The organism is Mesorhizobium sp. M0074, assembly GCF_040322975.1.
GTDB lineage: Bacteria > Pseudomonadota > Alphaproteobacteria > Rhizobiales > Rhizobiaceae > Mesorhizobium.
Genome location: NZ_JAMYUM010000001.1, coordinates 263754 through 287853, shown reverse-complemented (window position 1 = coordinate 287853; position 24100 = coordinate 263754). Strand labels below are relative to the sequence as shown.

22 protein-coding genes are annotated in these 24100 nt (G+C 62.1%); 12 read left to right on the top strand and 10 right to left on the bottom strand.

Annotated features, from left to right (window positions below; genetic code table 11):
* Nucleotides 1-40 precede the first annotated feature (40 nt).
* Nucleotides 41-904 (bottom strand): hypothetical protein, encoded by an 864-nt coding sequence (locus NKJ73_RS01470; protein ID WP_352568089.1) that lies wholly within the window; start codon nucleotides 902-904, stop codon nucleotides 41-43.
* A gap of 706 nt (nucleotides 905-1610) precedes the next feature.
* Between NKJ73_RS01470 and NKJ73_RS01465 the strand changes: the two genes are divergently transcribed.
* Nucleotides 1611-2423, top strand: a complete 813-nt coding sequence (locus tag NKJ73_RS01465) for a nucleotidyltransferase family protein (protein WP_352448162.1) — start codon at nucleotides 1611-1613, stop codon at nucleotides 2421-2423.
* Nucleotides 2416-3168: a metallophosphoesterase family protein gene (locus NKJ73_RS01460; RefSeq protein WP_023675466.1), complete on the top strand. Its 753-nt coding sequence runs from the start codon at nucleotides 2416-2418 to the stop codon at nucleotides 3166-3168. The genes NKJ73_RS01465 and NKJ73_RS01460 overlap by 8 nt, the downstream gene beginning before the upstream one ends.
* 4 nt (nucleotides 3169-3172) lie before the next feature.
* Here NKJ73_RS01460 and NKJ73_RS01455 read toward each other — a convergent pair whose 3' ends face one another.
* Genes NKJ73_RS01455 through NKJ73_RS01445 form a run of 3 tightly spaced genes read right to left on the bottom strand, consistent with a single transcriptional unit; the run spans nucleotide 3173 to nucleotide 5979 of the window.
* On the bottom strand, nucleotides 3173-3340 hold the full coding sequence (locus tag NKJ73_RS01455; RefSeq protein ID WP_084640998.1) for a hypothetical protein: 168 nt from the start codon (nucleotides 3338-3340) through the stop codon (nucleotides 3173-3175).
* Between the two features lie 60 nt (nucleotides 3341-3400).
* Nucleotides 3401-5014, bottom strand: a complete 1614-nt coding sequence (locus NKJ73_RS01450) for a DHA2 family efflux MFS transporter permease subunit (RefSeq protein ID WP_352568088.1) — start codon at nucleotides 5012-5014, stop codon at nucleotides 3401-3403.
* Nucleotides 5011-5979, bottom strand: a complete 969-nt coding sequence (locus NKJ73_RS01445) for an HlyD family secretion protein (RefSeq protein ID WP_352568087.1) — start codon at nucleotides 5977-5979, stop codon at nucleotides 5011-5013. Before NKJ73_RS01445 ends, NKJ73_RS01450 begins: the two co-directional genes overlap by 4 nt.
* Before the next feature lie 475 nt (nucleotides 5980-6454).
* Between NKJ73_RS01445 and NKJ73_RS01440 the strand changes: the two genes are divergently transcribed.
* Nucleotides 6455-6886 carry a hypothetical protein gene (locus NKJ73_RS01440; protein WP_023675469.1) on the top strand — a complete coding sequence of 144 codons (432 nt, stop codon included), beginning with the start codon at nucleotides 6455-6457 and terminating at the stop codon, nucleotides 6884-6886.
* Nucleotides 6887-7172: 286 nt separating this feature from the next.
* Here NKJ73_RS01440 and NKJ73_RS01435 read toward each other — a convergent pair whose 3' ends face one another.
* The 3 genes from NKJ73_RS01435 to NKJ73_RS01425 all read right to left on the bottom strand — a co-directional run bounded on the left by NKJ73_RS01435 (nucleotide 7173) and on the right by NKJ73_RS01425 (nucleotide 9677).
* Entirely contained in the window at nucleotides 7173-8363 is a 1191-nt protein-coding gene (locus tag NKJ73_RS01435; RefSeq protein WP_352568086.1) for an NADH-quinone oxidoreductase subunit D, read from the bottom strand.
* Nucleotides 8364-8429: 66 nt separating this feature from the next.
* The gene (locus NKJ73_RS01430) at nucleotides 8430-8855 is read right to left on the bottom strand and encodes a hypothetical protein (protein WP_023675471.1); all 426 of its coding nucleotides are present in this window, start codon (nucleotides 8853-8855) and stop codon (nucleotides 8430-8432) included.
* Nucleotides 8856-9002: 147 nt separating this feature from the next.
* The gene (locus NKJ73_RS01425) at nucleotides 9003-9677 is read right to left on the bottom strand and encodes a DUF2161 domain-containing phosphodiesterase (protein ID WP_352568084.1); all 675 of its coding nucleotides are present in this window, start codon (nucleotides 9675-9677) and stop codon (nucleotides 9003-9005) included.
* 329 nt (nucleotides 9678-10006) lie between these two features.
* Between NKJ73_RS01425 and NKJ73_RS01420 the strand changes: the two genes are divergently transcribed.
* From NKJ73_RS01420 to apnL, 7 genes are all read left to right on the top strand, one after another.
* Nucleotides 10007-10834, top strand: a complete 828-nt coding sequence (locus tag NKJ73_RS01420; RefSeq protein ID WP_352568083.1) for a phosphogluconate dehydrogenase C-terminal domain-containing protein — start codon at nucleotides 10007-10009, stop codon at nucleotides 10832-10834.
* A gap of 263 nt (nucleotides 10835-11097) precedes the next feature.
* Nucleotides 11098-12039 carry a D-ribose ABC transporter substrate-binding protein gene (locus tag NKJ73_RS01415; RefSeq protein WP_023675475.1) on the top strand — a complete coding sequence of 314 codons (942 nt, stop codon included), beginning with the start codon at nucleotides 11098-11100 and terminating at the stop codon, nucleotides 12037-12039.
* Nucleotides 12040-12151: 112 nt separating this feature from the next.
* Nucleotides 12152-12805 carry a DUF2291 family protein gene (locus NKJ73_RS01410; RefSeq protein ID WP_023675476.1) on the top strand — a complete coding sequence of 218 codons (654 nt, stop codon included), beginning with the start codon at nucleotides 12152-12154 and terminating at the stop codon, nucleotides 12803-12805.
* A complete protein-coding gene (locus NKJ73_RS01405) occupies nucleotides 12802-14346 on the top strand; it encodes a sugar ABC transporter ATP-binding protein (protein WP_352568082.1) in 1545 nt (514 codons plus the stop codon). Before NKJ73_RS01410 ends, NKJ73_RS01405 begins: the two co-directional genes overlap by 4 nt.
* The gene (locus NKJ73_RS01400) at nucleotides 14343-15407 is read left to right on the top strand and encodes an ABC transporter permease (protein WP_352568081.1); all 1065 of its coding nucleotides are present in this window, start codon (nucleotides 14343-14345) and stop codon (nucleotides 15405-15407) included. The genes NKJ73_RS01405 and NKJ73_RS01400 overlap by 4 nt, the downstream gene beginning before the upstream one ends.
* 1 nt (nucleotide 15408) lies before the next feature.
* Complete coding sequence (locus NKJ73_RS01395; RefSeq protein WP_352568080.1) at nucleotides 15409-16443, top strand: Gfo/Idh/MocA family protein; 1035 nt, start codon at nucleotides 15409-15411, stop codon at nucleotides 16441-16443.
* Nucleotides 16440-18347 carry a D-apionate lactonase gene (gene apnL, locus NKJ73_RS01390; RefSeq protein WP_352568079.1) on the top strand — a complete coding sequence of 636 codons (1908 nt, stop codon included), beginning with the start codon at nucleotides 16440-16442 and terminating at the stop codon, nucleotides 18345-18347. The genes NKJ73_RS01395 and apnL overlap by 4 nt, the downstream gene beginning before the upstream one ends.
* Nucleotides 18348-18424: 77 nt before the next feature.
* Here apnL and NKJ73_RS01385 read toward each other — a convergent pair whose 3' ends face one another.
* Nucleotides 18425-19393 (bottom strand): GlxA family transcriptional regulator, encoded by a 969-nt coding sequence (locus NKJ73_RS01385; protein ID WP_352568078.1) that lies wholly within the window; start codon nucleotides 19391-19393, stop codon nucleotides 18425-18427.
* Between the two features lie 309 nt (nucleotides 19394-19702).
* Nucleotides 19703-20416 carry a transcriptional regulator NanR gene (locus NKJ73_RS01380; RefSeq protein ID WP_352454127.1) on the bottom strand — a complete coding sequence of 238 codons (714 nt, stop codon included), beginning with the start codon at nucleotides 20414-20416 and terminating at the stop codon, nucleotides 19703-19705.
* A 183-nt stretch (nucleotides 20417-20599) separates the two neighbouring features.
* Between NKJ73_RS01380 and oiaX the strand changes: the two genes are divergently transcribed.
* Both oiaX and NKJ73_RS01370 read left to right on the top strand, forming a co-directional pair.
* The gene (gene oiaX, locus NKJ73_RS01375; protein ID WP_352568077.1) at nucleotides 20600-21874 is read left to right on the top strand and encodes a 3-oxo-isoapionate-4-phosphate decarboxylase OiaX; all 1275 of its coding nucleotides are present in this window, start codon (nucleotides 20600-20602) and stop codon (nucleotides 21872-21874) included.
* Between the two features lie 4 nt (nucleotides 21875-21878).
* The gene (locus NKJ73_RS01370) at nucleotides 21879-23213 is read left to right on the top strand and encodes a four-carbon acid sugar kinase family protein (protein ID WP_352568076.1); all 1335 of its coding nucleotides are present in this window, start codon (nucleotides 21879-21881) and stop codon (nucleotides 23211-23213) included.
* Nucleotides 23214-23326: 113 nt separating this feature from the next.
* Here NKJ73_RS01370 and NKJ73_RS01365 read toward each other — a convergent pair whose 3' ends face one another.
* On the bottom strand, nucleotides 23327-23824 hold the full coding sequence (locus NKJ73_RS01365; RefSeq protein ID WP_352469597.1) for a hypothetical protein: 498 nt from the start codon (nucleotides 23822-23824) through the stop codon (nucleotides 23327-23329).
* Between the last annotated feature and the right edge of the window lie 276 nt (nucleotides 23825-24100).

The window sequence follows — 24100 nt, the reverse complement described above, 5'->3', positions numbered from 1 at the left end:
GGCGGCGCCAAGGCTGCCACGACGGCGGTCGGCTCGCGGTTCAACTGGTTTCGGAAGTTACAACACAATTGTCGAAGGCTGCATCGATGATGGCGAGCTTGACCGCCTGGGCGGTCATGTATTCCTGATAGAACTCGCTCGACACCCACATGACCGAGTGACCGCGCTGGCCCAACCAGCCGACGCTACCGAGTTCCTCGGCATCGCGCAATTTGCGTGACAGGTGGGTCCGGGAAAGCTTGAGCCAGTTCGCGAAATCCCCGATTGAGACGACACCGGTCGGGATTCGGTCCAGATCGGCATGATCGGGGTCGACGCCGGACATCAGCCAATCCATGACGATGCCGCCATTGTCGAGCCAGGTGAACAAGGAAAAAGTCTGTCTTGGCTCGCGCACGGCATGCGACGAAAGCAGTCCGTCGGCCACCAGTGGCTGCAGTTTGGCGAGCACATCCGGTTGTGCGACGAATGCAGGCAGTCGAAATCCACCGTCCAGGCTGTCCAGCGTTTTCAGATGAGCCATGACCCAGCCGGCAACCGTCTCCAGAGTGCCCGCGGCCGGCTCAAAGGGGCGGATGCGCCCATATTTAATCGGCAGATGCCGGATGAAACCGTAATGCAGCATCTCCTTCAGGAAGGCATCGGCGGTGTTGCGGCTGGCCACCGAATGCCGGCAGATGTCGTCCATGAACCGTGCGGACGTAAGTCCCTTGCGATGATCGTCCGGCTCTCGATTGAAATACAAGCCAAGGCCGATATGGGCCATCAGCCAACGCTGTTGCGTGGCGAATACGGAAGCCAGCCGCGGGTTCGCTTCATAGGTCTGGAGAAACGTCCGCGACTGAGCCTGGACATGGCGACGCAGTGCCGGATGGCTGGCAATGTCTTCAGAAACCAGCGCCATCCCCGCCGAGCCCAACCAAATTTGCAACTGGAAATACGATCACAATTTCAGCCTTCGCGGGTCCTGTCCAGAGCCGGCGCATCAGGATACGAGCTGAATCCCGCCGGCTAGTGGGCTGAATTCCGCGACTTGATCGCCGAGGCCACTGATTTCGCTGCAGAGGGCCAGCCCGCTCGAACCCACCAATGATGACTTCGCCTGTCCAGCCCGTGCTCCCGCCGATGGCGACGCGGAACCAACACAAGCTTTGCTCGTTGAAGAACGCTGATTGGACTGAGACAGTGAGGGACTACAAAATGGAGAATGGCCTTTTCGCCACGCCGCCTGCAGCTTTCCGGCAAACAGAGTCGGTCTGGCCGCGGGCGCTCAGGTGGCTGTTGCGCCGGGTGCGCAGCGCCTCCGATAGCTCGGGAACCATGTTGAAGCCAATCCTCTCCGGACCCGAGGATGACAGCGGGCCTACTCCGCCTCGACGCGCTTGAGGCTGACCGCGCTGCGATCTTGACGCCAAAAATGACCGCTCACATATCCTTTTAGGGCCGCGCCGCAGCCGACAACCATGACCGCTTCGAAGGCCTGCCACGGCGGCGTGTCCGCCTGATGCAGCAGGCGAGAGCGGCAGTGCCGCGTAACGGCGGGAACCATCGGGCATGCTTGGCTATTAGATACAGGCGGCTGCTGGTCTGCCGGGCCAGGAGCCATTGCTATGATCATTAATCCCCCACCGGAAAGCGCCATCCCGGCATCCGTTCCGTCGGTCGATCCAAAAGCCGCCCCGACGCTTCGCAATGCCGAAGCGGAGGTCTTTTATATCGAAGCGATCCGCGAACTTGTCGCGACCGGCATCCCCTTTCTCGTCGCCGGCACCTATGCCGTAAGCGCCTATACTGGGATCATCCGCCAGACCAAGGATCTCGACATTTTCTGCAAGGCCGGCGACTGCCCGCGCATCCTCGCCCATTTTAAGCAGATCGGCTACGCCGTCGTGGTCGAGGACGACCGGTGGCTCGGCAAAGTGTTCAAGGGCACCCATTTTTTCGACGTCATTTTCGCCTCGATGAACGGCACAATGCCTGTCGACGACCAGTGGCTGGAGCACGCCCGTCAGGGCGAATTGCTGGGCAGCCAGGTGCGGATCATCGGGCCCACCGAGCTTATCTGGTCCAAAAGTTTCATCCAGGACCGCGGTCGCCACGATGGTGCCGACATCTCGCACACCATCCTCAAGGCCCACGACCAGATCGACTGGCAAAGGCTGCTTTCCTACATGGAAGTTCATTGGGAAGTTCTGCTGATGCATCTCTTGAACTTCCGATGGATCTATCCGACGGAGCGGGGCCGCGTGCCCGCCTGGCTGCTCGACGAGCTGCTTGACCGGCTGGCCAAGCAGCGCGAATTGCCACCTTCCCGGATGAAAATCTGCCGTGGGCGCATGCTTTCACGAACTGACTATGAGATCGACGTCAACGACTGGGGTTTTGCCGACGTCGGCGGTGAAGGAGAACATAGCAATGGCTGACGAGCTCGAAACTGCTTCGCCGAAGGCGGAAAACGGCAGCGCACTCAAAGTCGCCGCCATTGGCGATCTGCATGTCGGCAAGGAGGACCAGGCCTCGTACCGCGATCTTTTCGGCGAGATGTCGCGTGCAGCCCAGGTTCTCGTGCTGACGGGCGACCTTACCAATCTCGGCAAGCCTCGGGAGGCCGAAATCCTTGCCGAGGAACTGCGTGCCTGCACGATCCCGGTCGTCGCCGTACTTGGCAATCACGACTATGAGTCAGGCGCCGTCGAGCAGGTCACCGACATTCTGCGCCAGGCGGGCGTTCACCTGCTCGACGGCGAGGCGACGGAGATTCACGAGGTCGGGTTCGTCGGGGTCAAGGGTTTCGTTGGCGGTTTTGGATCGCGCATGCTCGGCTCCTTCGGCGAACCGGCCATCAAGTCGATGGTGGCGGAAAGCGTGAACGAAGCGATGCGGCTTGAAAACGCGATGAGGCAGGTCCGCGCCAAACGCACGCTTGTCGTTCTGCACTATGCGCCTGTCGTCGAGACGGTCGAAGGCGAGCCGCTGGAGATCTTCCCGTTTCTCGGTTCGTCACGCCTGGCCGAGACAATAGACCGGTTCCAGGTTAGCGCGGTGGTGCATGGCCATGCGCATCGCGGCGCCTACGAGGGCCGCACACCGGGCGGGGCGTCGGTCTATAACGTTGCCATGCATGTCGCCAAGCCGACCGGCCGCCCCTACGCTGTGCTCGAAATCTAATAGGCTAGATGTTGAACGCCCGCTTCGGCGGAATATCGTTTTCATCCGGATTGGGAATGGGGTCCTCGTCGGGGAGCCTGTCGGGGTCCGGCTCACGCACGGGCTTGGGATCGGGGATGGGAGGCGGCGGCACCGGGGTCGGGGTTGGCTCGGGTGTGGGAATAGTGGCCATCGTGATCATCTCCTCTTGGCGCAGAACAACGCAATGGGTCAGCTGGTTCCCGCCTTCTGGTCAGCCCATCTCCGGATTCGCCTGTCTGCTGCCCGACTTGCTTGATCGCAGCAGTAGAGCAAGCGGAACGAGCAGGGCGGTTGCCACCGCGCAGTAGCGGAAGACATCGACATAGGCGAGCAGCGTGGCTTGGCGGGCGATCAACTGGCCGAGCCAGCCGATCGCCTGCTGCTTCGCCTCGACCATCGGCGAACCCTGGGCGACGAAATGCTCGGTCGCCTGCCGAAGCGCCTGCTGATAGGCGGGCGACGACTGCACGGTGTGGCCGACCAGATTCGCTTGATGGATCTGGGAGCTTTGCGCAATGACGGTGTTGGACAGCGAGACGCCAATGCTGCCGCCGATATTGCGCGCAACGTTGATCAGCGCCGATGCCTGGTTGGTCTTCTGCGGGGGCAGGCCGACATAGGCCGCGGTCGAGATGGGAATGAACAGGAACGGCAGCCCGACCATCAGGAAAACACGTGCAAAGGCAAAGAAGCGGAAGCTGGCGTCCGGGGTGAGCGAGGTCATATGCCAGAGGGCCACTGCGACCACCGACATGCCCATCATGATCAGGTATTTGGGCTGCACGATGGTGCCTACAAATCCGGACACCGGCATCAAGATCAGCATGGCGATGCCGCCCGGCATCATCGAAAGGCCCGAGAGCGTCGCGGTATAGGCAAATGTCGTCTGCTGCAGCTGCGGCACGATCTGGGTGGTGCTGAACAGGATAGCACCGACCGCCATCATGACCAGGAAGGCTGTGCCGAACTGGCGCGTGAACAACAGGCGCATGTCGACGACCGGATCGCCGCGACTGAGTTCCCATGGAATAAGCAGCAGGAACGCGATCGCGGAAATCACTGCGAAAGTGGTGATGAAATCCGAGGCGAACCAATCGTAGCGCTGGCCCCGGTCGAGAAAGATCTCCAGGCACCCCAAGGCAATCGCCACCAGGACGAACCCGACCCCGTCGATCTTCAGGCCGCCTTCCAGCCGTTCCTTGCGTTCGCGTTCGAGTACGTCCGGTTCGACCAACAGCCATTGCACCAAGGCCAGCGACAGGATGCCGAACGGCACGTTGATGAAGAAGATCCAGTGCCAGGAGAAATGGTCCGTCAGCCAGCCGCCGATCGTCGGCCCGACCGTCGGTGCGACGATGACGGCAATGCCGTAAAGCGCGAAGGCCTGCGAGCGCTTTTCAGGCGGAAAGGTGTCGGCAAGGATCGATTGCTCGCTTGGCGCCATGCCGCCGCCGCCGAGGCCCTGAAGGACCCTGAACAGGATGAGCAGTTCCAGGTTGGGCGCCAGTCCGCACAGCAGCGACGCGACGGTGAAGGTCGCGACGCAGAGCATGTAGTAGCGCTTTCGGCCGATGACGCTTGCCAGCCAGCCGCTGACCGGAATGATCACCGAGTTGGCAACGAGATAGGTGGTAATCACCCAGGTGCTTTCATCCATTCCGGCCGCCAGGCTGCCGGCGATGTCGCGCAGGGCGACATTGGCGATCGAGGTGTCCAGCACCAGCATGAAAGTGGCGATGGAGACGACGACGGCGATGAGCCACGGATTGTGTGTCCCGGCGGCGGATCGGCTTTCGCCCTGATTTCTGGCGGTTTCGCCGTTCATCGCACCTTGACCGTCGGCACCACCGACAGGCCTGGCCCGAGAAGCACATCCGGCGGCTTGTCGAAGACGATCTTGACCGGCACGCGCTGCACCACCTTGACGTAATTGCCGGTGGCATTTTCGGCCGGCAGGAGGCTGAAGGCGGTGCCGCTGCCGGCCTGAATGCTGTCGACGCGGCCATGGAAGGACTTGTCCGGGTAGGCGTCGATGTCGATGTCGACCGGCTGTCCCTGCCGCATCAGATCGAGCTGCGTCTCCTTGAAATTGGCCTTCACCCAGACCTCGTCGGGAACGAACATCATCAATACCTGGCCGGGTTGGGCGTAGGTGCCCTTAGCGGCGGAAATGCTCGTTGCGCGCCCGGCTGCGGGTGCTGTGATAGTCGTGCGCGACAGCGTCGTGCGGGCTTGCTCCTGGCTGGCCTTTGCCTGCTCGAGCTGCGCCTCGGCGCTCCTGGCCTGTGCCTGCAAGACCGAAACCTGGCTTTTTGCGGAGGCGACATTGGCCTCGGCGCTGTCCAGCGCGGCCTGGTCCTGACGCAACATCGATGCCGCCTGCTGCGCCTGCTGCTGCGTTGCTGTGCCCCTGGCCAGGAGTTCGCGATTGCGTTGATCCTCGGCCTTGGCGAAATCCAGCGCTGCCTTGGCCTGTGCAACCTGCCTCTGGGCAGCGTTTACCTTTGCGTTTTGAGCCTCGATCTGGGCGGCGACATTGACGATTTCGGCCTCGGCCGCGGCGACGCCGGCGTCGGCCTGCTTCAGGTTTGCCTGATAGTCGCTGTCGTCGATACGCAGGAGGACATCGCCCGCCTGTACATGCTGATTGTCGGTAACCGCCAGCTCGGTAATGCGGCCGGCTATTTGCGCACCGATCGTCACTGTGCGCGCATCTATGAAGGCGTCGTCGGTCGATTCGTACTGGCGAGCGTTCAGCCACCAGATCGCGATACCTGCCGCGACGAGCAACAGCGCAAGCGCGATGGCTGCGGCCGCATAGGGATGGCGCCTGGGAAAGCCGAGCAGACCGGCCTTTCGTTGCGAGGCATTCCCGTCGGGTTTTTCCTGCCGGGGCTCTGCCGATCGCTCACGAGATTCTCGAACCGGGGCCGGTTGCTCCCGGGTTTCATTTACAGGCTCGACGTCTTGTTCGACGCGTTGAGGCTTCGTGTCCAACGGAATTGCTTTCAAGACTGATATTGCAGCCGCCGAAGCGGACGCAAAGCCAAACGGCAAGCTTCCGCAAAAGTTCCTGTCCGGAAACGGGTTCGGTTAACGGGTCGACATCGAACACAGGCGGGGGCGCGTCGGAATTCGAGCGCCGCTTCACCGGGCAGGTGATCCGTACGCCTCATGTTGCGACGGTCCGGCCTTGTCAGCGCTCCATGGCGCGATAATTGCTCATGTAGGCGTGGGCGAATTCACCTGTCGACAGGAGCCGACCATGAAACATCAAACACTCGACCAACTGCAGGCCGTCGCGGAAGTTGAGTCCTTCGCGGCGTATCCGGCGATGACTCGAACCCAGCGGATTGAACGTTGGGCGGAACTTCTCGAACAAAACCCGACGCGATGCCTTGGGGCGCTTCCAGGCACCGAATATATGAACAGGGAAGCGCGTGACAGATCGCGTGGCGCTGGGACGCCGCTCACTGTCGCCTTCGAGGATCCGGTTCTGCGTGCCATGGGTCTCAGCGATGATACCTATGGTGAGGCAAAGCGCTTCTTCGAACTGAGCGACCGGCAGTTGCACCAAATCGTCTGCCATTGCCATGTCGGCGCTACGATGCAAGCGAGATGGGCCGCTGCCAGGGTGCGCGGGATAGTTCGCGGCAACAGATTTGTTGCCTGGATGAAGGGCTTGATCGTGCATTGAGGCGGTACGAGGAACGGCGGAACACGCGTTCTTTCCGCGCCGTGGAGAGCGCTTCCGAACTTGGAAGGGCTCGTGCCCCGTCGGGCCGCGCAGATTGTGAAACTCCTCGACGCTTGGCTGCGCCTTGTCGCGGCCATGCGTCCGTCTTTGATGTGAGAATTTGAGCTGGCCCGCCGCAGGTGAGGGCCTTCGTCTGACCGGCGGTCGAGCGCCGTCCAGGCCTGCCTGCGCGGCTACTAACGACGAATGATCCTGCGATCGGGGAAGATCCTGCGACCTGGCTAAACTAGCGATCGATTTCTCCGAACACGATGTCGAGCGAGCCGATGATCGCGGCAACATCGGCGATCATATGGCCTCGGGACAGGAAATCCATCGCTTGCAGGTGGGCGAAGGAAGGTGCGCGGATCTTGCATCGGTAGGGAACGTTGCCCCCGTCCGACACGAGGTAGACGCCGAATTCACCCTTCGGCGCCTCGACGGCGGCATAGACTTCGCCGCTCGGCACGCGAATGCCTTCGGTATAAAGTTTGAAGTGGTGGATCGTCGCTTCCATCGAGCGCTTCATCGTGGCACGCGGCGGCGGCGTGATCTTGCGGTTCGGGATCGCGACCGGTCCCTGGCCTTCGGGTGAGCGCAACTTTTCCAGACATTGCCGCATGATCCGGACCGACTGGCGCATTTCCTCCATGCGGACGAGATAGCGGTCGTAGCAGTCGCCATGCTTGCCGACCGGGATATCGAAATCCATCTCCGAATAGCATTCGTATGGCTGCGCCTTGCGCAGGTCCCAGGACGCGCCCGATCCGCGCACCATCACGCCGGAAAAGCCCCAGGCCCAGGCATCGTCGAGGCCGATCACGCCGACATCGACATTGCGCTGCTTGAAAATGCGGTTCTCGGTCAACAGCTCTTCGAGATTGTCGCAGACCTTGAGGAACGGATCGCAGAACTTCCAGATGTCGTCGAGGAGTTCCGGCGGCAGATCCTGATGCACGCCGCCGACCCTGAAATAATTCGCGTGCATGCGGGCGCCGGACGCGCGCTCATAAAAGACCATCAGCTTCTCGCGCTCGGCGAAACCCCAGAGCGGCGGCGTCAGCGCGCCGATGTCCATGGCTTGCGTGGTGACGTTGAGGAGGTGCGATAACAGCCGGCCTACTTCGCAGAAAAGCACGCGGATGAGCTGTCCGCGTTTCGGAACCGATATTTCGAGGAGCTTCTCGGCGGCGAGACAGAATGCATGCTCCTGGTTCATCGGCGCGACGTAGTCGAGCCGGTCGAAATAGGGCAAGGCCTGCAGGTAGTTCTTGTACTCGATGAGCTTTTCGGTGCCGCGATGCAGCAGGCCGATGTGGGGATCGGCGCGTTCCACGATCTCGCCGTCGAGTTCGAGCACCAGCCGCAGGACACCGTGAGCGGAGGGATGTTGTGGCCCGAAATTGATGGTGAAGTTGCGAACTGCAGCCTCGGCCATGACAGTCCTCCGCGATCGGGCGGCCTTCGTTTCCGTGCCGGAGCCGGCTTGTCCGCTTTCAGCCGCTCACGTCGTCGTCTGGATGATCAGCGTCAGCGTGCCGTCGCCGTCGATATTGGCTGCGACGACCTGCGTGGAATTAAGCCCGTTCGCCGCCAGCGCCGATGCCGCCTGCGGCGATGCGTCGATCGAACTTTGCAGGATGCGCAAATCCTCGGCGCTGGTCTGGGTGACGACGGCCTCCGCCTGTGCCTTGATGTCAGGAGGCAGATCCTCCATCGCCACGATTGTCACTGCGGTGAAATTCTGGGCGGAGAAGGCTTGGTCAGGTGTAGTCTGGTCGGGAGTGGTCCCTTCGGGCGTGGCTTGCTCTGGCAGGGTTTGCGGGGCCGTCGGCGGGACAGGGGCAAGCTCTGGTCCCACGGATTGCGCATAGACCGGCGACGCAAGGGCCAGCGCCGAAAGTGTGGCAATTGTCGTCGATAGGCGCATGGCCGTTCCTTCCGTTTGCTCAGCGGACGATCAATTCGGTGACGACAAAACCATCGTGTCGAAATATGGTTCCGTGACCGAGGTGATGTCTTGCCGAAAGCCGTGATTGTCGCGGAAAGCAGGGCGCGAAATCCGGCGTTGCCTGTCTCAGGCAGCGGTGTGGCTGCGATCGGGCTGCGGCCAGCGCTGCAACGCCTCACGGCCCTGAGCGGTCAGTTCGTAGATCCCGCGATCGGTGCGTGCGAACCAGCGATACACATTGTGCAGCAGGATCTTAGGCGCGTTCGGCAGGTTGGGCTTCAAGTCACGCGGCCGCTTTGGGCCGTCGGCGAGGGCTGCGGCGCATGCCAGCGCCTGCTGGCGATAAGCGGTCATGATCGGCGCACGCGAGCCGCCGCCGGCGACAGGATCGCCCTGCCGACGCCGATGTTCGTCAATTAGCTTCGAGCGGCGCCGGGGATCGCGACGCGGAGCCAATGCCGTCGGGCTGAGCAGCACCTGAACCTCGCCGTTCGGTCGCACGCCAAGCAGGCCAAAGCCGAGCCGACGGCAGAGATTGCGGTATCTCACATCGCTCTCACGGCCCTTGCCACGGGCCGACATGCATGCCGCTAGCCAGACCTCGTCGCTTGCCGCCATACGGTCGACGCCCTGGAGGATGAGCTCGAGATTGAACTTCAGCTTGAGCTCGCAGCTGACGACGATCGGTGGAGAGTCGGCACTCAGCGCCAGCAGATCGCAGCCGCCGATCTCGCCCTTGACCATAAATCCCAGGCCTTCCAGGAAGGCCTTGACCGGGCTGTAGAGTGACGTTTCGAGCATGGGCCTTTGTCGGCTGCGAATCATCCCGCCGATCGGCGGTTCAGCGCGATGATCGCTCCTTGCCGTTGAACAGGAGGTAAACGACGGCCAAACAAGTGGTCAGAGCCGTGCCATGGCCGCTTGCCAATTTGGTATGCTGGTATAATGTGTACCTAAGGTTTAGCTGCGCTGTGCTGGACATCCGGGCGCCCGAGACATCGTCCACGGCATCGTCATTTGAGCGGCGGCTCTCCTGCGTTCTCTAATCCGCCAACCGGCGGCAATGTGCGTACAAGTCAATGGGATGACGATCGGCAGGGCCGTCGTTGGAATTCAGGAGTAACGGACACATGACAACGATTGCGCTGTTTGGTGCGGGCGGCAAAATGGGTTACCGCCTGTCGACCAATTTTCGCGGATCTCCCTATACGATACGCCATGTCGAGGTCAGCGACGCCGGCCGCGAGCGGCTTAAGTCGGGCCTCGGCATCGATGCCGTCAGCGCCGATGAGGCGCTTGATGGCGCCGATGTGGTGATCCTGGCGGTGCCGGACACGCACATCGGCAAGGTCGCGGCGAGTATCGAGAGCAAGCTTGCATCAGGCACGATGGTCGTCGTGCTCGACGCCGCGGCACCTTTCGCCGGGCATTTGCCGAAGCGGCCGGACCTGACCTATTTCGTCACCCACCCGTGCCATCCGCCGATCTTCAACGACGAGACCGACATGGCGGCGAAGAAGGACTATTTCGGCGGCGTCAAGGCCAAGCAACACATGGTCAGCGCCTTGATGCAGGGACCCGAGGAAGATTTCGCCAAGGGTGAGGCGATCGCCAAGATCATCTGGGCCCCGGTCATGCGCTCGCATCGCGTCACCGTCGATCAGATGGCGCTGCTCGAGCCCGGCCTTTCGGAAACGGTATGCGCTTCGCTGCTCGTCGTCATGAAGGAGGCCGTTGACGAGGTGGTGGCGCGCGGGGTCGACAAGCAGGCGGCGCTCGACTTCCTGCTTGGCCATATGAACGTGCTTGGCGCCGTCATCTTCGGCGAGACCAAAGGCGTGTTCTCCGACGCCTGCAACAAGGCGATAGAGTTCGGCAAGCCGGTGCTGATGCGAGACGACTGGAAGCGGGTGTTCGAGCCGGAGGAGATTGCCGCGAGCATTCAGCGCATCACTTGAGGGCAGCGACGCGTCTTCCGGAACATGTCACCTGAAATTGTCATTGACTCATCATACCAGTTGGCTTAGCTGTTCGATGGATCGGACCGTCAAGCTTCGCAGCAGGATCAGGCGCTGGATGAGTGGAGGATAGGGGGAGCGATCCGTCGAAGTGAAGCCGGCAAGGCTTGTGAATCTGACGCGACCCGCCGCCTACGGCCGGCTAACGAAATCGAATGCATATAGCCTTCGGATAAGGCACGGATTTTCAACGGGAGGAATACATGAAACTGACACGCAGAATGACGCTTGCGGCTTTTGCCGGTATGCTGGCGCTTGGCACCGCCGCACCCGCCTATGCGGCGGATTTGATCGCCATCATCACGCCCTCGCATGACAATCCGTTCTTCAAGGCGGAAGCTGTCGGCGCGGAGGCCAAGGCCAAGGAACTCGGTTACGAGGCGTTGGTGCTCGTCCATGACGACGACGCCAACAAGCAGTCCGAATTGATCGACACGGCGATTGGCCGCGGCGCCAAGGCGATCATCCTCGATAATGCCGGCGCCGACGCCACCGTCGCCGCGGTGCAGAAGGCCAAGGACGCGGGCGTTCCTTCCTTCCTGATCGATCGCGAGATCAATGCCACCGGCGTTGCCGTCGCGCAGATCGTCTCCAACAATTATCAGGGCGCCCAGCTCGGCGCACAGGAATTCGTCAAGCTGATGGGCGAGAAGGGTAATTTCGTCGAGCTCGTCGGCAAGGAATCCGACACCAATGCCGGCATCCGCTCCAAGGGTTACCACGACGTCATCGACGACTATCCGGACCTGAAGATGGTGGCGCAGCAGTCGGCCAATTGGAGCCAGACCGAGGCCTATTCAAAGATGGAATCGATCCTCCAGGCCAATCCCGATATCAAGGGCGTGATCTCCGGCAACGACACGATGGCGATGGGCGCTTATGCGGCACTTGCCGCTGCCGGCCGCAAGGACGTCATCGTCGTCGGCTTCGACGGGTCGAACGACGTGCGCGACTCGATCACCTCCGGCGGCATCAAGGCGACAGTCCTGCAGCCGGCCTTCGCGCAGGCGCAGATGGCGGTCGAGCAGGCCAACGACTTCATCAAAAACAAGAAGTCTCCCGCCGAAGAAAAGCAGCTGATGGATTGCGTCCTGGTCAATGGGGACAATGCCGCCAAGCTGGAGACATTCGCGCTCACCAACTGAGCCGGTGTAACATCAGCAGCAAGGGACGAGCCTCCGGTTCGTCCCTTGCTTCCATTTCGCCCTTTCTTCCATTTCTTTGGGTGCTCCTGACTGCCATGCCGAACGAGCCGACATGTTCAACACGCTGACCCGGCCGATCTTTGTCGCGTTGTTCCTCGCAGCAATAGGCAGCCTGACCGCCTGCAAGATCTTGCCGACGCCGTCGGCGGAAAACGGCGGCACTGGCTCCGCGTTCAATCCCGACAAGATGGTCGAGGACATCTGGGCGGCGAAAGTGATACCTTATCTGCAGCAGAAGGCCGGGCCGTTTCCCGAGGTTCATGCCTTGGCCAAGACCGATCCCGCCGCTGCCGGCGCCAAATACGGCAACCCGAAGAAGCAGGCGAATTCGCCATGGACCTTCGCGGTTCGGCTCGAGGGCAAGGTCGTTGCAGCCAATACACAGTCACGCGCGGCGACGATGGACATCGATGCCGACGGCGACGGCAAGGCGGACGCGCGGGTGCAGATCGGACCCGCCATGCGCGGAACCGCGCTGCGCGACAGCCTCGACTTCATCCAGTTCAACGATTTCACCAACCAGATCGACTTCGCCCAGTTCGGCAAGGCCTTCAATGCCTATGCCGACAAGACCGTGCTTTCCAAGCTGCCGCGCGAGGCACTCGAGGGCCGCAGCGTCGAGGTACTTGGCGCCTATACGCCGGGCAGTGGCCAGGACCTGCCGCTGGTGACGCCGGCGGAGGCAAAGATCGGGCCGAAGCCATGACCGGCGATCACGATGTCATCCTGAAGCTGGAGGACGTCTCGAAAGTCTATTCCGGCACCGTCGCGGTCAAGCGGGCGAATTTCGAGGTGCGCAAAGGCGCGGTCAACGTGCTGGTCGGCGAAAACGGAGCCGGCAAATCGACGCTGATGAAGATCATCGCCGGTGTCGAGCAGCCGACGCTCGGGCGCATCTTGCTGGACGGCGAGGAGGTTTCATTCTCGTCTTCCGGTGATGCCGTGAGCCGCGGCATCGGCATGGTTTTCCAGGAGCTGAATCTGTTCGGCAATCTGACTGTCGCCGAAAATATTTTTGCTACCCGCGAGATCACCAACCGCTTCCACAAGATCGACCGCAAGGAGCAGGAGCGCCGCGCGGCGGAGTTCCTTGAACGCCTGGAAGCCGGCATCCGGCCCGACATGCTGGTCGAGGATCTGCGCATCGGCCAGCAGCAGCTGGTCGAGATCGCCAAGGCGGTTTCGCTCGATGCGCGCATCCTGATCATGGATGAACCGACCTCGGCGCTCAGCGCGGCGGAAGTCGAGATCCTGTTCAAGGTGATTGCCGACCTCAAGGCACGCGGCGTGGCAATCGTCTACATCTCGCACCGGCTCGAGGAACTGATCCGCATCGGCGACACCATCACGGTGCTGCGCGACGGGCGCATCACCGGCCAGGCGGAGATGAAAGACGTCGACACCCAGTGGATCGTGCGGCAGATGATCGGCTCGGACGCCAAGGACTTCGCCAAGGCCGACGGCCATGTGCCGGGCGAGGAAATATTCCGCGCCGAGGACATCTGCCTGCCGCGCGTCACCGGCGGGCTTGCGGTCGACCACGTCTCGCTGTCGCTGCGCGCCGGCGAAATCCTCGGCATCTATGGCCTGATGGGCGCCGGACGCAGCGAGCTGTTCGACTGCATCATGGGCCGCCACGGCCATTCGACGGGCACGATATTCATTGCCGGCAAAAAAGTGCACGAGCGCGACACGACGCGGCGCATCCGGCGCGGCCTGGCGCTGATCCCCGAAGACCGCCAGCGCGAAGGGCTGGTGTCGATCCTCTCCGTCGCCAGCAATCTGACGCTGGCCAGCCTGTCGCGGTTCGTGCGCCTGTTCCACATTCGCGGTGCCGCCGAAAGACAGGCGGTGGCCCGGACGGTGCGCGAACTGGCGATCAAGGTCGCCGATCCGGCGCAGGAAGTCTCGTCGCTGTCAGGCGGCAACCAGCAGAAGGTGGTGATCGGCAAGGCGCTGCTCACCGGCCCGAAGGTGCTGTTGATGGACGAGCCCAGCCGCGGCATCGACGTCGGCGCCAAGGCCGACGTGTTCCGCACCATGCGCAAGCTGTCGCGCGACGGCCTGGGGATTCTGTTTGCCACCTCCGATCTCGACGAAGTGATGGCGTTGTCCGACCGCATCGCGGTGATGAGCAATGGAAAACTGACCGGCATGTTCGACCGCGCCGAGGCGACGGAGGCCGCACTCGTCGCTGCCTCCGCCTTCGGCCACGGACCGGTCCCGCACGGAGAGCAAGGCGCATGACTGACATCCCAGCCAAGGCGGCGGTCAACTCCATGTCGGGCGGCTCGGTCCTGCTGACGCTGATGAAGGCGAGGACGTTCATCGCGCTGATCGCCGTGCTGTTATTCTTCTCGATAGCCGCCCCCAATTTCCTGTCGGCCGCCAATCTTATCCTGATGTCGAAGCACGTGGCGCTGAACGCATTCCTCGCAATGGGCATGACCTTCGTCATCATCACCGGCGGCATCGACCTGTCGGTCGGCTCGATCGTCGGCCTGTGCGGCATGGTGGCCGGCTACCTCGTGCTCAACGGCATCGACCTGCAGGTCGGCTACACCATCTATTTCAACGTCTTCGAGATCGCGCTGATCACGCTTGCCGTCGGCATATTGATCGGCGCCGTCAACGGCTTGCTGATCACCAGGCTTAACGTTGCGCCTTTCATTGCCACGCTCGGCGTGCTCTATGTCGCACGCGGCCTGGCGCTGCTGTCGTCGGACGGCCGTACTTTCCCCAATCTCGTCGGCAAGCCCGAGCTCGGCACCACAGGGTTCGGCTACCTCGGCGCCGGCCGGCTGCTCGGCTTGCCGGTTTCCATATGGATCTTGGTCGTTGTTGCGGTAGGGGCGGCCTATCTCGCCAAATACACCCCGCTCGGCCGCCACATCTTCGCCGTCGGCGGCAATGAGCGGGCGGCGCGGATTTCAGGCGTCCGCGTCAACATGGTGAAGATGTTCGTCTACATGTTCTCCGGCTTCTGCGCGGCGATCGTCGGGCTGATCATCTCGTCCGAACTGATGGCCTCGCATCCGGCGACCGGAGAGAGCTTCGAGCTCAACGCCATTGCCGCGGCAGTGCTCGGCGGCACCTCGATGTCGGGCGGACGCGGTACCATCGGCGGTACCATTGTCGGCGCCTTCGTCATCGGCATCCTTTCGGACGGGCTGGTGATGATGGGGGTGAGCTCGTTCTGGCAGATGGTGATCAAGGGCCTCGTCATCATCGTCGCCGTCGTCGTCGACCAGGCACAGCGCCGGCTGCAGAGCCGTGTCACGCTGATGCAGATGGCAAAGGCCGGCTAACATGGCGGAACTGCGTGGAGCGCTGATCGGCTGCGGCTTCTTTGCCGTCAACCAGTTGCATGCCTGGCGCGACATAGAGGGCGCCTCGATCGCCGCCATCTGCGACCGTGATCCGGACCGGCTGCGGATCGTCGGTGACCAGTTCGGGGTCGCGCGGCGCTATACCGATGCGGCCGCGCTGTTTGCCGGCGAAAGGCTGGATTTCGTCGACATCGCCACCACCGCACCAAGCCACAGAATGCTCGTGGAGATGGCGGCGCAGCACGGCGTTCCGGCAATCTGCCAAAAACCGTTTGCGCCGACGCTTGCCGACGCCAAAGCGATGGCAAAGGCCTGTGCTGACGCCGGCGTGCCGCTGATGGTGCATGAGAATTTTCGCTGGCAGTCGCCGATCCAGGCGGTGCGTACCGTGCTCGACAGCGGCGAAATCGGCACCCCCTTTTTCGGACGGATCTCGTTCCGCTCTGCCTATGACGTGTTTTCCGGCCAGCCCTATCTGGCGACCGGAAAGCGCTTCATTATCGAGGATCTCGGCATCCATATCCTCGACATCGCCCGCTTTCTGCTGGGCGACGTCTCGACGGTCACTGCGCGAACGGCGCGCATCAATCCCGGCATTGCCGGCGAGGACGTTGCGACGATGCTGATGGACCACACGAGCGGCGCCACTTCCGTGGTCGACTGCAGCTACGCGAGCAAGCTCGCTACCGAGCCGTTTCCGGAGACGCTGATCGAGATCGACGGCAGCGACGGCACGATCCGGCTGGCGCAGGGCTACCGGCTCACCGTCACCGGCAGGAGCGGGACAGCCGTGAGCAACGTCTCGCCACCGCTGCTGGCCTGGGCATCACGGCCGTGGCACAACATCCAGGAAAGCGTCGTCGCCATTCAAAAGCACTGGGTCGATTGCCTGACCAACGGAGCCGAGCCCGCGACCTCGGGCGCGGACAACCTCAAGACATTAGCGCTGGTCGAGGCAGCCTATGCCGGCGCCGCAAGCCGGGAGCCGGTGCAACTCGACGCCTTGCTGAAATGACAGCCGACGCCTTCCTCCTCTACGGTACACGTGCAGTTGAAGCCGAACCGGTCAGGCTGCGCGCCGGCGCGCTGGCGGCGGACTTCGTCAACGGCAATCTGCGCAGCATCCGCCACGGCGGCACCGAAGTTCTGCGTGCCATCGCCTACATCGTCAGGGATCGCGACTGGGGCACCTACGAGCCGACGCTCACCGATTTAATCATCGACCAGGGCGATGACGCTTTCTTCGTCAGCTATTCGGCAGGTTGTTTCGGACCAGAGGGAAGCCGGCTCGACTTCCGTGCGACCATCAAGGGCTCGGCTGATGGCCAGCTGATCTTCGACGTGAGCGCTCTTCCCGACAACGATTTCGAGACCAATCGCTGCGGCTTCTGCATCCTGCATCCGATTGCCGGCCTGGCCGGCAGCCCGGTCATGGTCGAGCATACCGATGGCAGCGTGGTCGCGACGCGGCTTCCAGAGCTGATCGATGCCTGGCAGCCTTTCAAGGATCTGCGGGCGATCACCCATGAGGTCCGGCCGGGCGTCACCGCCGAATGCCGTATGCAAGGCGACACTTTCGAGATGGAGGACCAGCGCAACTGGTCGGATGCCTCCTACAAGACCTATGTTCGGCCGCTGGCGCTGCCGTGGCCCTATGTGCTGCCCGCCGGCAAGACCTTCCGTCAGACCATCAGCTTGCGGATAGAGGGTCGCGGGAAAGTGCCGGCGGCTGCGGCAACCGTCGAACCAATTCGCGTCACGCTCGGCAAAGCCGGACCGGGGCTGCCGGATATCGGCGTGATCGTCTATCCGGATGAGGTCGAGGCGGCGCTGGGCAAGCTGCCGATGCTGTCCGAGCTTGGTCCGCAGCAATTGATGTTCCATTACGACCCGACGCGTGGCCATGGGCTCGACGCCTTGCGGGCTTACGCCCGGCTCGCCGCCGCCTATCCGGTCCGGACAACGCTCGAATGTGTCATTGCCGGCGACGGCGATCTCGACGTCGAGCTTTCAGGCGTCGCCGACATGGTGCGCCAGGCCGGGCTCAAGCTTTCGGCCATTGCCGTCTCGCCCTCGGTCGACCGGCAGTCGACGCCGCCGGGCAGCGCATGGCCGCAATGCCCACCGCTCGAAGACGTCTATGCCGCGGCGCGGCGCGCCTTTCCCGACACCCGCCTCGGCGGCGGCATGTTCAGTTATTTCACCGAACTCAATCGCAAGCGTGTGCCGGCTGACCCGCTCGATTTCGTCACGCATTGCACCTGCCCGATCGTGCACGCCGCCGACGATCTCAGCGTCATGCAATCGCTGGAGGCACTGCCTTTCATCACGGCGTCAGTACGAACGATCTTCGGAACAATACCTTATCGGATCGGGCCGTCGACCATTGCCATGCGCCAGAACCCTTATGGCGGCGCGACCAAGGCCAATCCCGACAATCAGCGCATTGCCATGGCCGACCGCGACCCTCGCCATGCCGGGCTGTTCGGGGCCGCATGGACGATCGGCTATGCCGCGCGCGTTGCGCCGGCCGGGCTCGAAATGCTGACGCTCTGCAGCTTCACCGGACCATTCGGCGTACTGGCCTCGTCGGGCGAACCTGTCGAAGAAGGTGCACCCCGGCCGATTTTCCACGCGGTGAAAGGACTTTGCGATCTGGCCGGCCATGCGCATGTGGCGGCGACAACGACCGATGAGACGCGGGTATTGGCACTGGCCGGCCGCTCCCAGACAGGCAAGATCATCGTCTGGCTGGCGAACCTTACCCCGGACGATTTTCCGGTCGATGTTTCCGGGCTCGGCTCCGATCGGGGTCCTCTGAAGATCTGGGATGGACGAATGTCGCGCAAGATTCCGCAAGACACGTCGGGCCGAGACCATCTTGTGATGACACCCTACGCAATCGTCCGGATCGGCTGAAGTCATTTGCCGAGGCTCTTGGATAGCCGCACTTCGGCAGCGGTTGCCCGTAGCGGCAGCACTTCCATGCCGACTTGTCACCGGATCTGCTTTCGAAACTCGCCTGGTGCCATTCCAGTTGTCCTGGAAAAAAGACGGCTGAACGAGGCGACGTCCTGATATCCCACCCGATAGCAAATTTCTGAAACGCTCAGTTTCGTTTCCTCAAGCATGGATTTTGCCAACTCCAGCCGCCGTTCCTGGATCCATTTTCCCGGCGTTGTCTGGAGTTCGTCGAAAAATCTGCGAGACAGGGTTCGCGAAGACATGCCCAATTCAGTTGCGAGAAATTTCAGATCGATTTCCGACATCTTGTCTTTCGAGAGCTCGCGCAGCTTGTTCTCGAATGGGCTGGCCTCGTTCGAAATTTCGTCGAGAGAAAATTCGTAGGGACTCTGGAATTTGCGCGGCGGAGGAAGAACCAGAAGTTTTCGAATGATCCGCTCCTCCTTCGAGAAGCCCAGATCGATCAGCAAAGCCCTGGCGAGTTCGAGTCCGGAAAACCCGCCTCCGCATGTGTAAAGGCGGTCCTGGCGAATGAGAAGGCGGGAAGCGTCCCATCGCACTTGCGGAAACCGGCGGCTTGCCTCGGCTTTCAGCCACCAGGATATCGTTGCGCGTTTGCCGTCCAATAATCCCGAATTGGCGAGCAGATAACACGCGCCGCAATGTGCTGCGATGATTGCGTCCTGCTGCTGCGCGAGCGCGATCAGCGGTTTTGAATGTTCACTCTCCTCGTCGAGCGAGCGCAGAAGCTCCGGAATCTCGACACCCGGCATCGCAATGAGAATCAGGACATCCATTTTCCGGGATGGTTGAGCCTTCGTCGGGAAGAAAATTCCTGTACTTGATGCCGACGGCGTGCTCCTTGAAACGAATTCACAGGAGAGAACCTGTGAACGGCAGACGTCATTCACAAGCTGAAACATTTCCACGAGCGTCGAGACGACGGCCGAATAGAAATTCGACGGCAGCCAGATCACGACGTGGAGGCTCCTGTCAGCCATTGCGGTTCTCCCGGTGTCGTTCTCGCCGATTGGCAAGTCTAGCATAGTCTTTGCAAGAATTGCCAATTCCAGAACAAGCGCGGCGCCTCCAGGAGGGCCTATGAGGGCTGCGGACGAAGCGGCCCGTGGAAGTCCATGGCTGGGAAGATGCAAATGCTGAAATCGCTGAATGAAAACAACGCGGCACATACACCGGATTCAGACGGCAACATAAAACTGCGTCGGTCCGGGCTCAGGCTGATCTGTGGTCAGCCAGTAGGCCGAGAACAAGGTCCGACCGCGACGCCGGTCGGGACCTGCACTTGATTTTCAGTTGCCGGAATTCATCACGTAGAGCGCGCGCGAGCGTTCGAGGTGCTTGATCATCGCCTTCTCGGCGCCATCCGCATCCTTGGCTTCGATGCGTCCGACGATCTCTTCGTGCTCGGTCAGCGTGAACTTTTCCTTGCCGGTCCAGATCAGCATTTCGGTGTGGTATTCCTTTAGCCAGCCAAGCATTGCCTCGCTGACGGCGACATAGATCGGGTTTCCGGAAATTGCCGCGATCTGAGTGTGGAACTTCATGTCGGCGGATATGAAGGCTTCCGAGTCGCCACGATGGCTGCGCTGCTCGGCAACCGTTGCCCGCAACCGCTGCACGTCCTCGGCGGTTGCCTTCTCCGCGGCTTCCCTCACCATGCCGCGCTCGAAAAAGATGCGCGCGTTCTTGAGGTGCTCGAGCGTGTCCTTCGATGACGACAGGATGATCTTGGCTGCGCCGTCGACCTGCTTGATGATCGACTTGGCGGTCAGCTGCAGCACCTTGGCACGCTCGCCATGCGAGATCGCGACCAGCCCCATATTGCTCAACGCCTGCATCGCCTCGCGGATCGCCGGCCTGCCGACCTCGAAGCGCTCCATCAATTCGCGCTCCGACGGCATGTCGTCACCCGGCAGCAATTCACCGCTGGTGATCAGGCGCTTCAGTCTCAAGAATACTTCGTCGGAAAGCTTGCGCCGGACGATCGGCTCCGAACGGTTCATCGTCGCGAATCACTCCTTTGACCGGCCTATACCTAGCATTTCCGCCGTGAATTCCGGAACGCCTGTTGCCGGCTCGCCCTTACCGCCAAGCCGGATAGGGCTTGCAATGCTTATGTACTCATTATACCAGATTTCGAGGGCCAAGGAACCTTTTTCGAAACCTCCCCGGCAGGCCGCACGAATATGATTGTTCTTACCTATCGCATCGAAACGCCCGGCAATATCGAGGCGCTGGCGGCCAAGATTGCAAGCGACCAGTCGACCGGAACCTTCGTCGCGCTGGCCGGCGAGACCGAAGAGCTCAAGGCCAGGGTCGCAGCGCGAGTCCTGGCGATACGGCATCTGCCGGACGCGGACCGGCCGTCCCTTCCCGAAACCGGTTCCGGAGCAAGCCCCGAAGCACGCAACGGCCCGGTCAAGCGCGCCGACATCGATATCGCCTTTCCGCTGGACGCCATCGGCACCGACCTGTCGGCGCTGATGACCATCGCCATCGGCGGCACCTTTTCGATCAAGGGCCTGTCCGGCATTCGTGTCGTCGACATGAAGCTACCCGAGGAGTACCGGGGCGCGCATCCGGGCCCGCAATTCGGCGTCACGGGCAGCCGCAGGCTGACCGGTGTCGCGGATCGTCCGATCATCGGGACCATCGTCAAGCCGGCGCTGGGGCTCCGCCCGCCCGAGACGGCCGCAATGGTGCAAGAGCTGATTGCCGCCGGCGTCGATTTCATCAAGGACGACGAGAAGCTGATGAGCCCGGCCTATTCACCGCTGTCGGAGCGGGTGAGGGCAATCATGCCGCTGATCCTCGACCACGAGCAGAAGACCGGCAAGAAGGTCATGTATGCCTTCGGCATTTCACATGCCGATCCCGACGAGATGATGCGAAACCACGATCTGGTGGCAAAGGCCGGCGGCAATTGCGCGGTGGTCAACATCAATTCGATCGGCTTTGGTGGCATGGCTTACCTCCGAAAGCGCTCCAGCCTGGTGCTCCATGCCCACCGCAATGGCTGGGACATTCTCACCCGCCATCCCGGCCTCGGCATGGATTTCAAGGTCTGGCAGCAGTTCTGGCGGTTGCTCGGCGTCGACCAGTTCCAGATCAACGGCATCGCCTCGAAATACTGGGAACCCGACTGGTCCTTCGTCGAATCCTTCAAGGCGGTGACCACGCCGATCTTTTCGCCGGCCGATTGCGCATTGCCGGTCGCCGGCTCCGGCCAGTGGGGCGGGCAGGCGCCTGAAACCTTCCAGCGAACCGGCCGGACGGTCGATCTTCTCTATCTCTGCGGCGGTGGCATCGTCAGCCACCCGGACGGGCCGGGCGCCGGCGTGCGCGCCGTGCAGCAGGCCTGGCAGGCGGCGGTCCAGGACATTCCGTTGGCGGATTATGCCTTGAGCCATGTCGAGCTGGCGCGGTCGATCGAGAAGTTCGGCGGCGGCGAGGCGGCCTGACGCCATGCAAAACCTGCTTCTGAGTTACTATGGCGACGACCTGACCGGCTCGACCGACGTTATGGAGGCGCTCGAGCTCGGCGGCGTGCCGACCGTCCTGTTCATGCGCCAGCCGGACGAGGCGCTGCTTTCGCAATTTGCGCATTGCCGCGCCCTTGGGCTGGCCGGCACCAGCCGCAGCGAGACGCCGCAGTGGATGGACACGCATCTGCGAGATGCCTTCGCCTGGCTGAAGACCGTCAACGCCGAGATCTGCCACTACAAGGTCTGCTCGACCTTCGATTCCAGCCCGGCAATCGGCAGCATCGGCCGGGCGATCGAAATCGGCCGCTCGGTTTTCCGGCAAGACGGCGTGCCGCTGGTGGTCGGCGCGCCGCAGCTGAAGCGCTACACCGCCTTCGGTCATCTGTTCGCGGCCTATCGCGAAAAATATTTCCGCATCGACCGCCATCCCGTGATGAGCCGCCATCCGACCACGCCGATGGACGAATCCGACCTACTGATCCATCTGTCGCGCCAGACCAGCCTCGCCTCGGGCCTGGTCGACCTGGCGACGCTGCAGTCTGCGTCGCGGTCGAAAGCATTCGACCGGCTTGTGGAGAATGGCTCAGGTATCGTGCTTGTCGATGTCGATAGCCTGGAAACCCAGGCACTTGCCGGCAAGGAGATTTGGCGCGCTCGCAAGCCGGGCGGTTATTTCGTCGTCGGCTCTTCAGGCATCGAATATGCCTTGCTGGTCGAATGGGCATCGAACCGGATCGTGCATACCAAATCCGCCTTTTCGCCGCCGGGGGCTGCCGACAGGATCGCCGTGGTCTCGGGGAGCTGCTCGCCGACGACGGAACGACAGATCCGTCATGCTCTGGCCGACGGCTTCGACGGGATCGAGCTCGACCCCGTCGAACTGGTTTCTGAGGCTTCGAACGATGCGATTGCGCGCGCGGTGGCGACCGGCCGCTCCAGCCTACGGGCCGGGCGCAGCGTCATCCTCTACACAGCGCTCGGACCTGCGGCCGACCGCGGTGCAGAAATCGATCTCCGGGAAGGCGCCCGCCATAAGCTCGGCCGCGGCCTTGGCGAGGTTCTCCGCGAACTGACGCTTCAAGAGAAGCTACTGCGCGTGGTCATTGCCGGCGGCGACACGTCGAGCCATGCACTTGGCCAGATGGGCGTCGACGCGCTGACTGTGCGAATGCCGCTGCCGGCATCGCCGGGCTCGCCACTTTGTGTGGCGCATTCAAGCATTAAGGCGATCGATGGGCTGGAAATTGCCCTCAAGGGCGGGCAGGTCGGAACCGACCGCTATTTCTCCACTATTCGCGATGGGGTCGGCGGTTGAGAGCGGGGAATGTCAGGTCAAATCGGTGATGCTCGATCGGGATCGAGGATAGTCACTAGCCGGCAAACCAGAAATCTCAGGCGTTCAGATCAGCGGCAATGCCACTCATCCCGCTATCTGCCCATTGTCCTGCCTGGATGATACTGACGGGCGTAGGCGACACAGGCGTCTACCGTGCTGACACAGAGCGCATCGCGGTTATTCGGCAGGTTGTTGTCGCCGGCGTAGGCAACCTCGGCAACATGACCGTCAACCATTCGAATTTGCGTGTTGCAATAGCCGCCGGGGGCGACGTTGACGGAACCTCCCAGCGCCGGGACGGGGCCAATGGCCACGGTCGGAACGACAATGTTGAGATTGCCGCGTTGAACGACGCGCTGATAGGTCCAGATCTGGCCGGATTTGCCGACATCGGCAGTGGCGGTCGGAAAGCCGGCGCACATTCGAACGTCCGCCTCGCTAAGGCCGACCATCTCCCTGCGGGCTGCCGCCGCCGTGGCGTCTTCCTTCGCAGTGCTCGACGTGTCATCGGGCATGACGCAGGAAGACAGGATGGCGGCGCTTGCCGATAGAAGGAGAAGGGCAAGCTTTCGGGTGTGGAAAGATGTCATACCAACTTCGGATTGCACGGGAGCCCCGAATGCCAACCTAGGAAGTGGGCCAATCGAGTCAACCGGCAGAAAATTCACGAAGTCGTTTGGTCCGCCATTCCGCCGCACGCATCTGCTGGAAGAGGTTGAGGCTGCCGCCGTGACCCTCGCGCCCTATCTTCCGCCTGGGCATCGGATTTCCCAAACCGATCCCTTCTTGTCAGACGTACTGGCGCACGGTGCTGTGACTTTGGTTCGGCCGACGGTGTGCTAGTTTCAGCCAATTGCTCCGGAGAC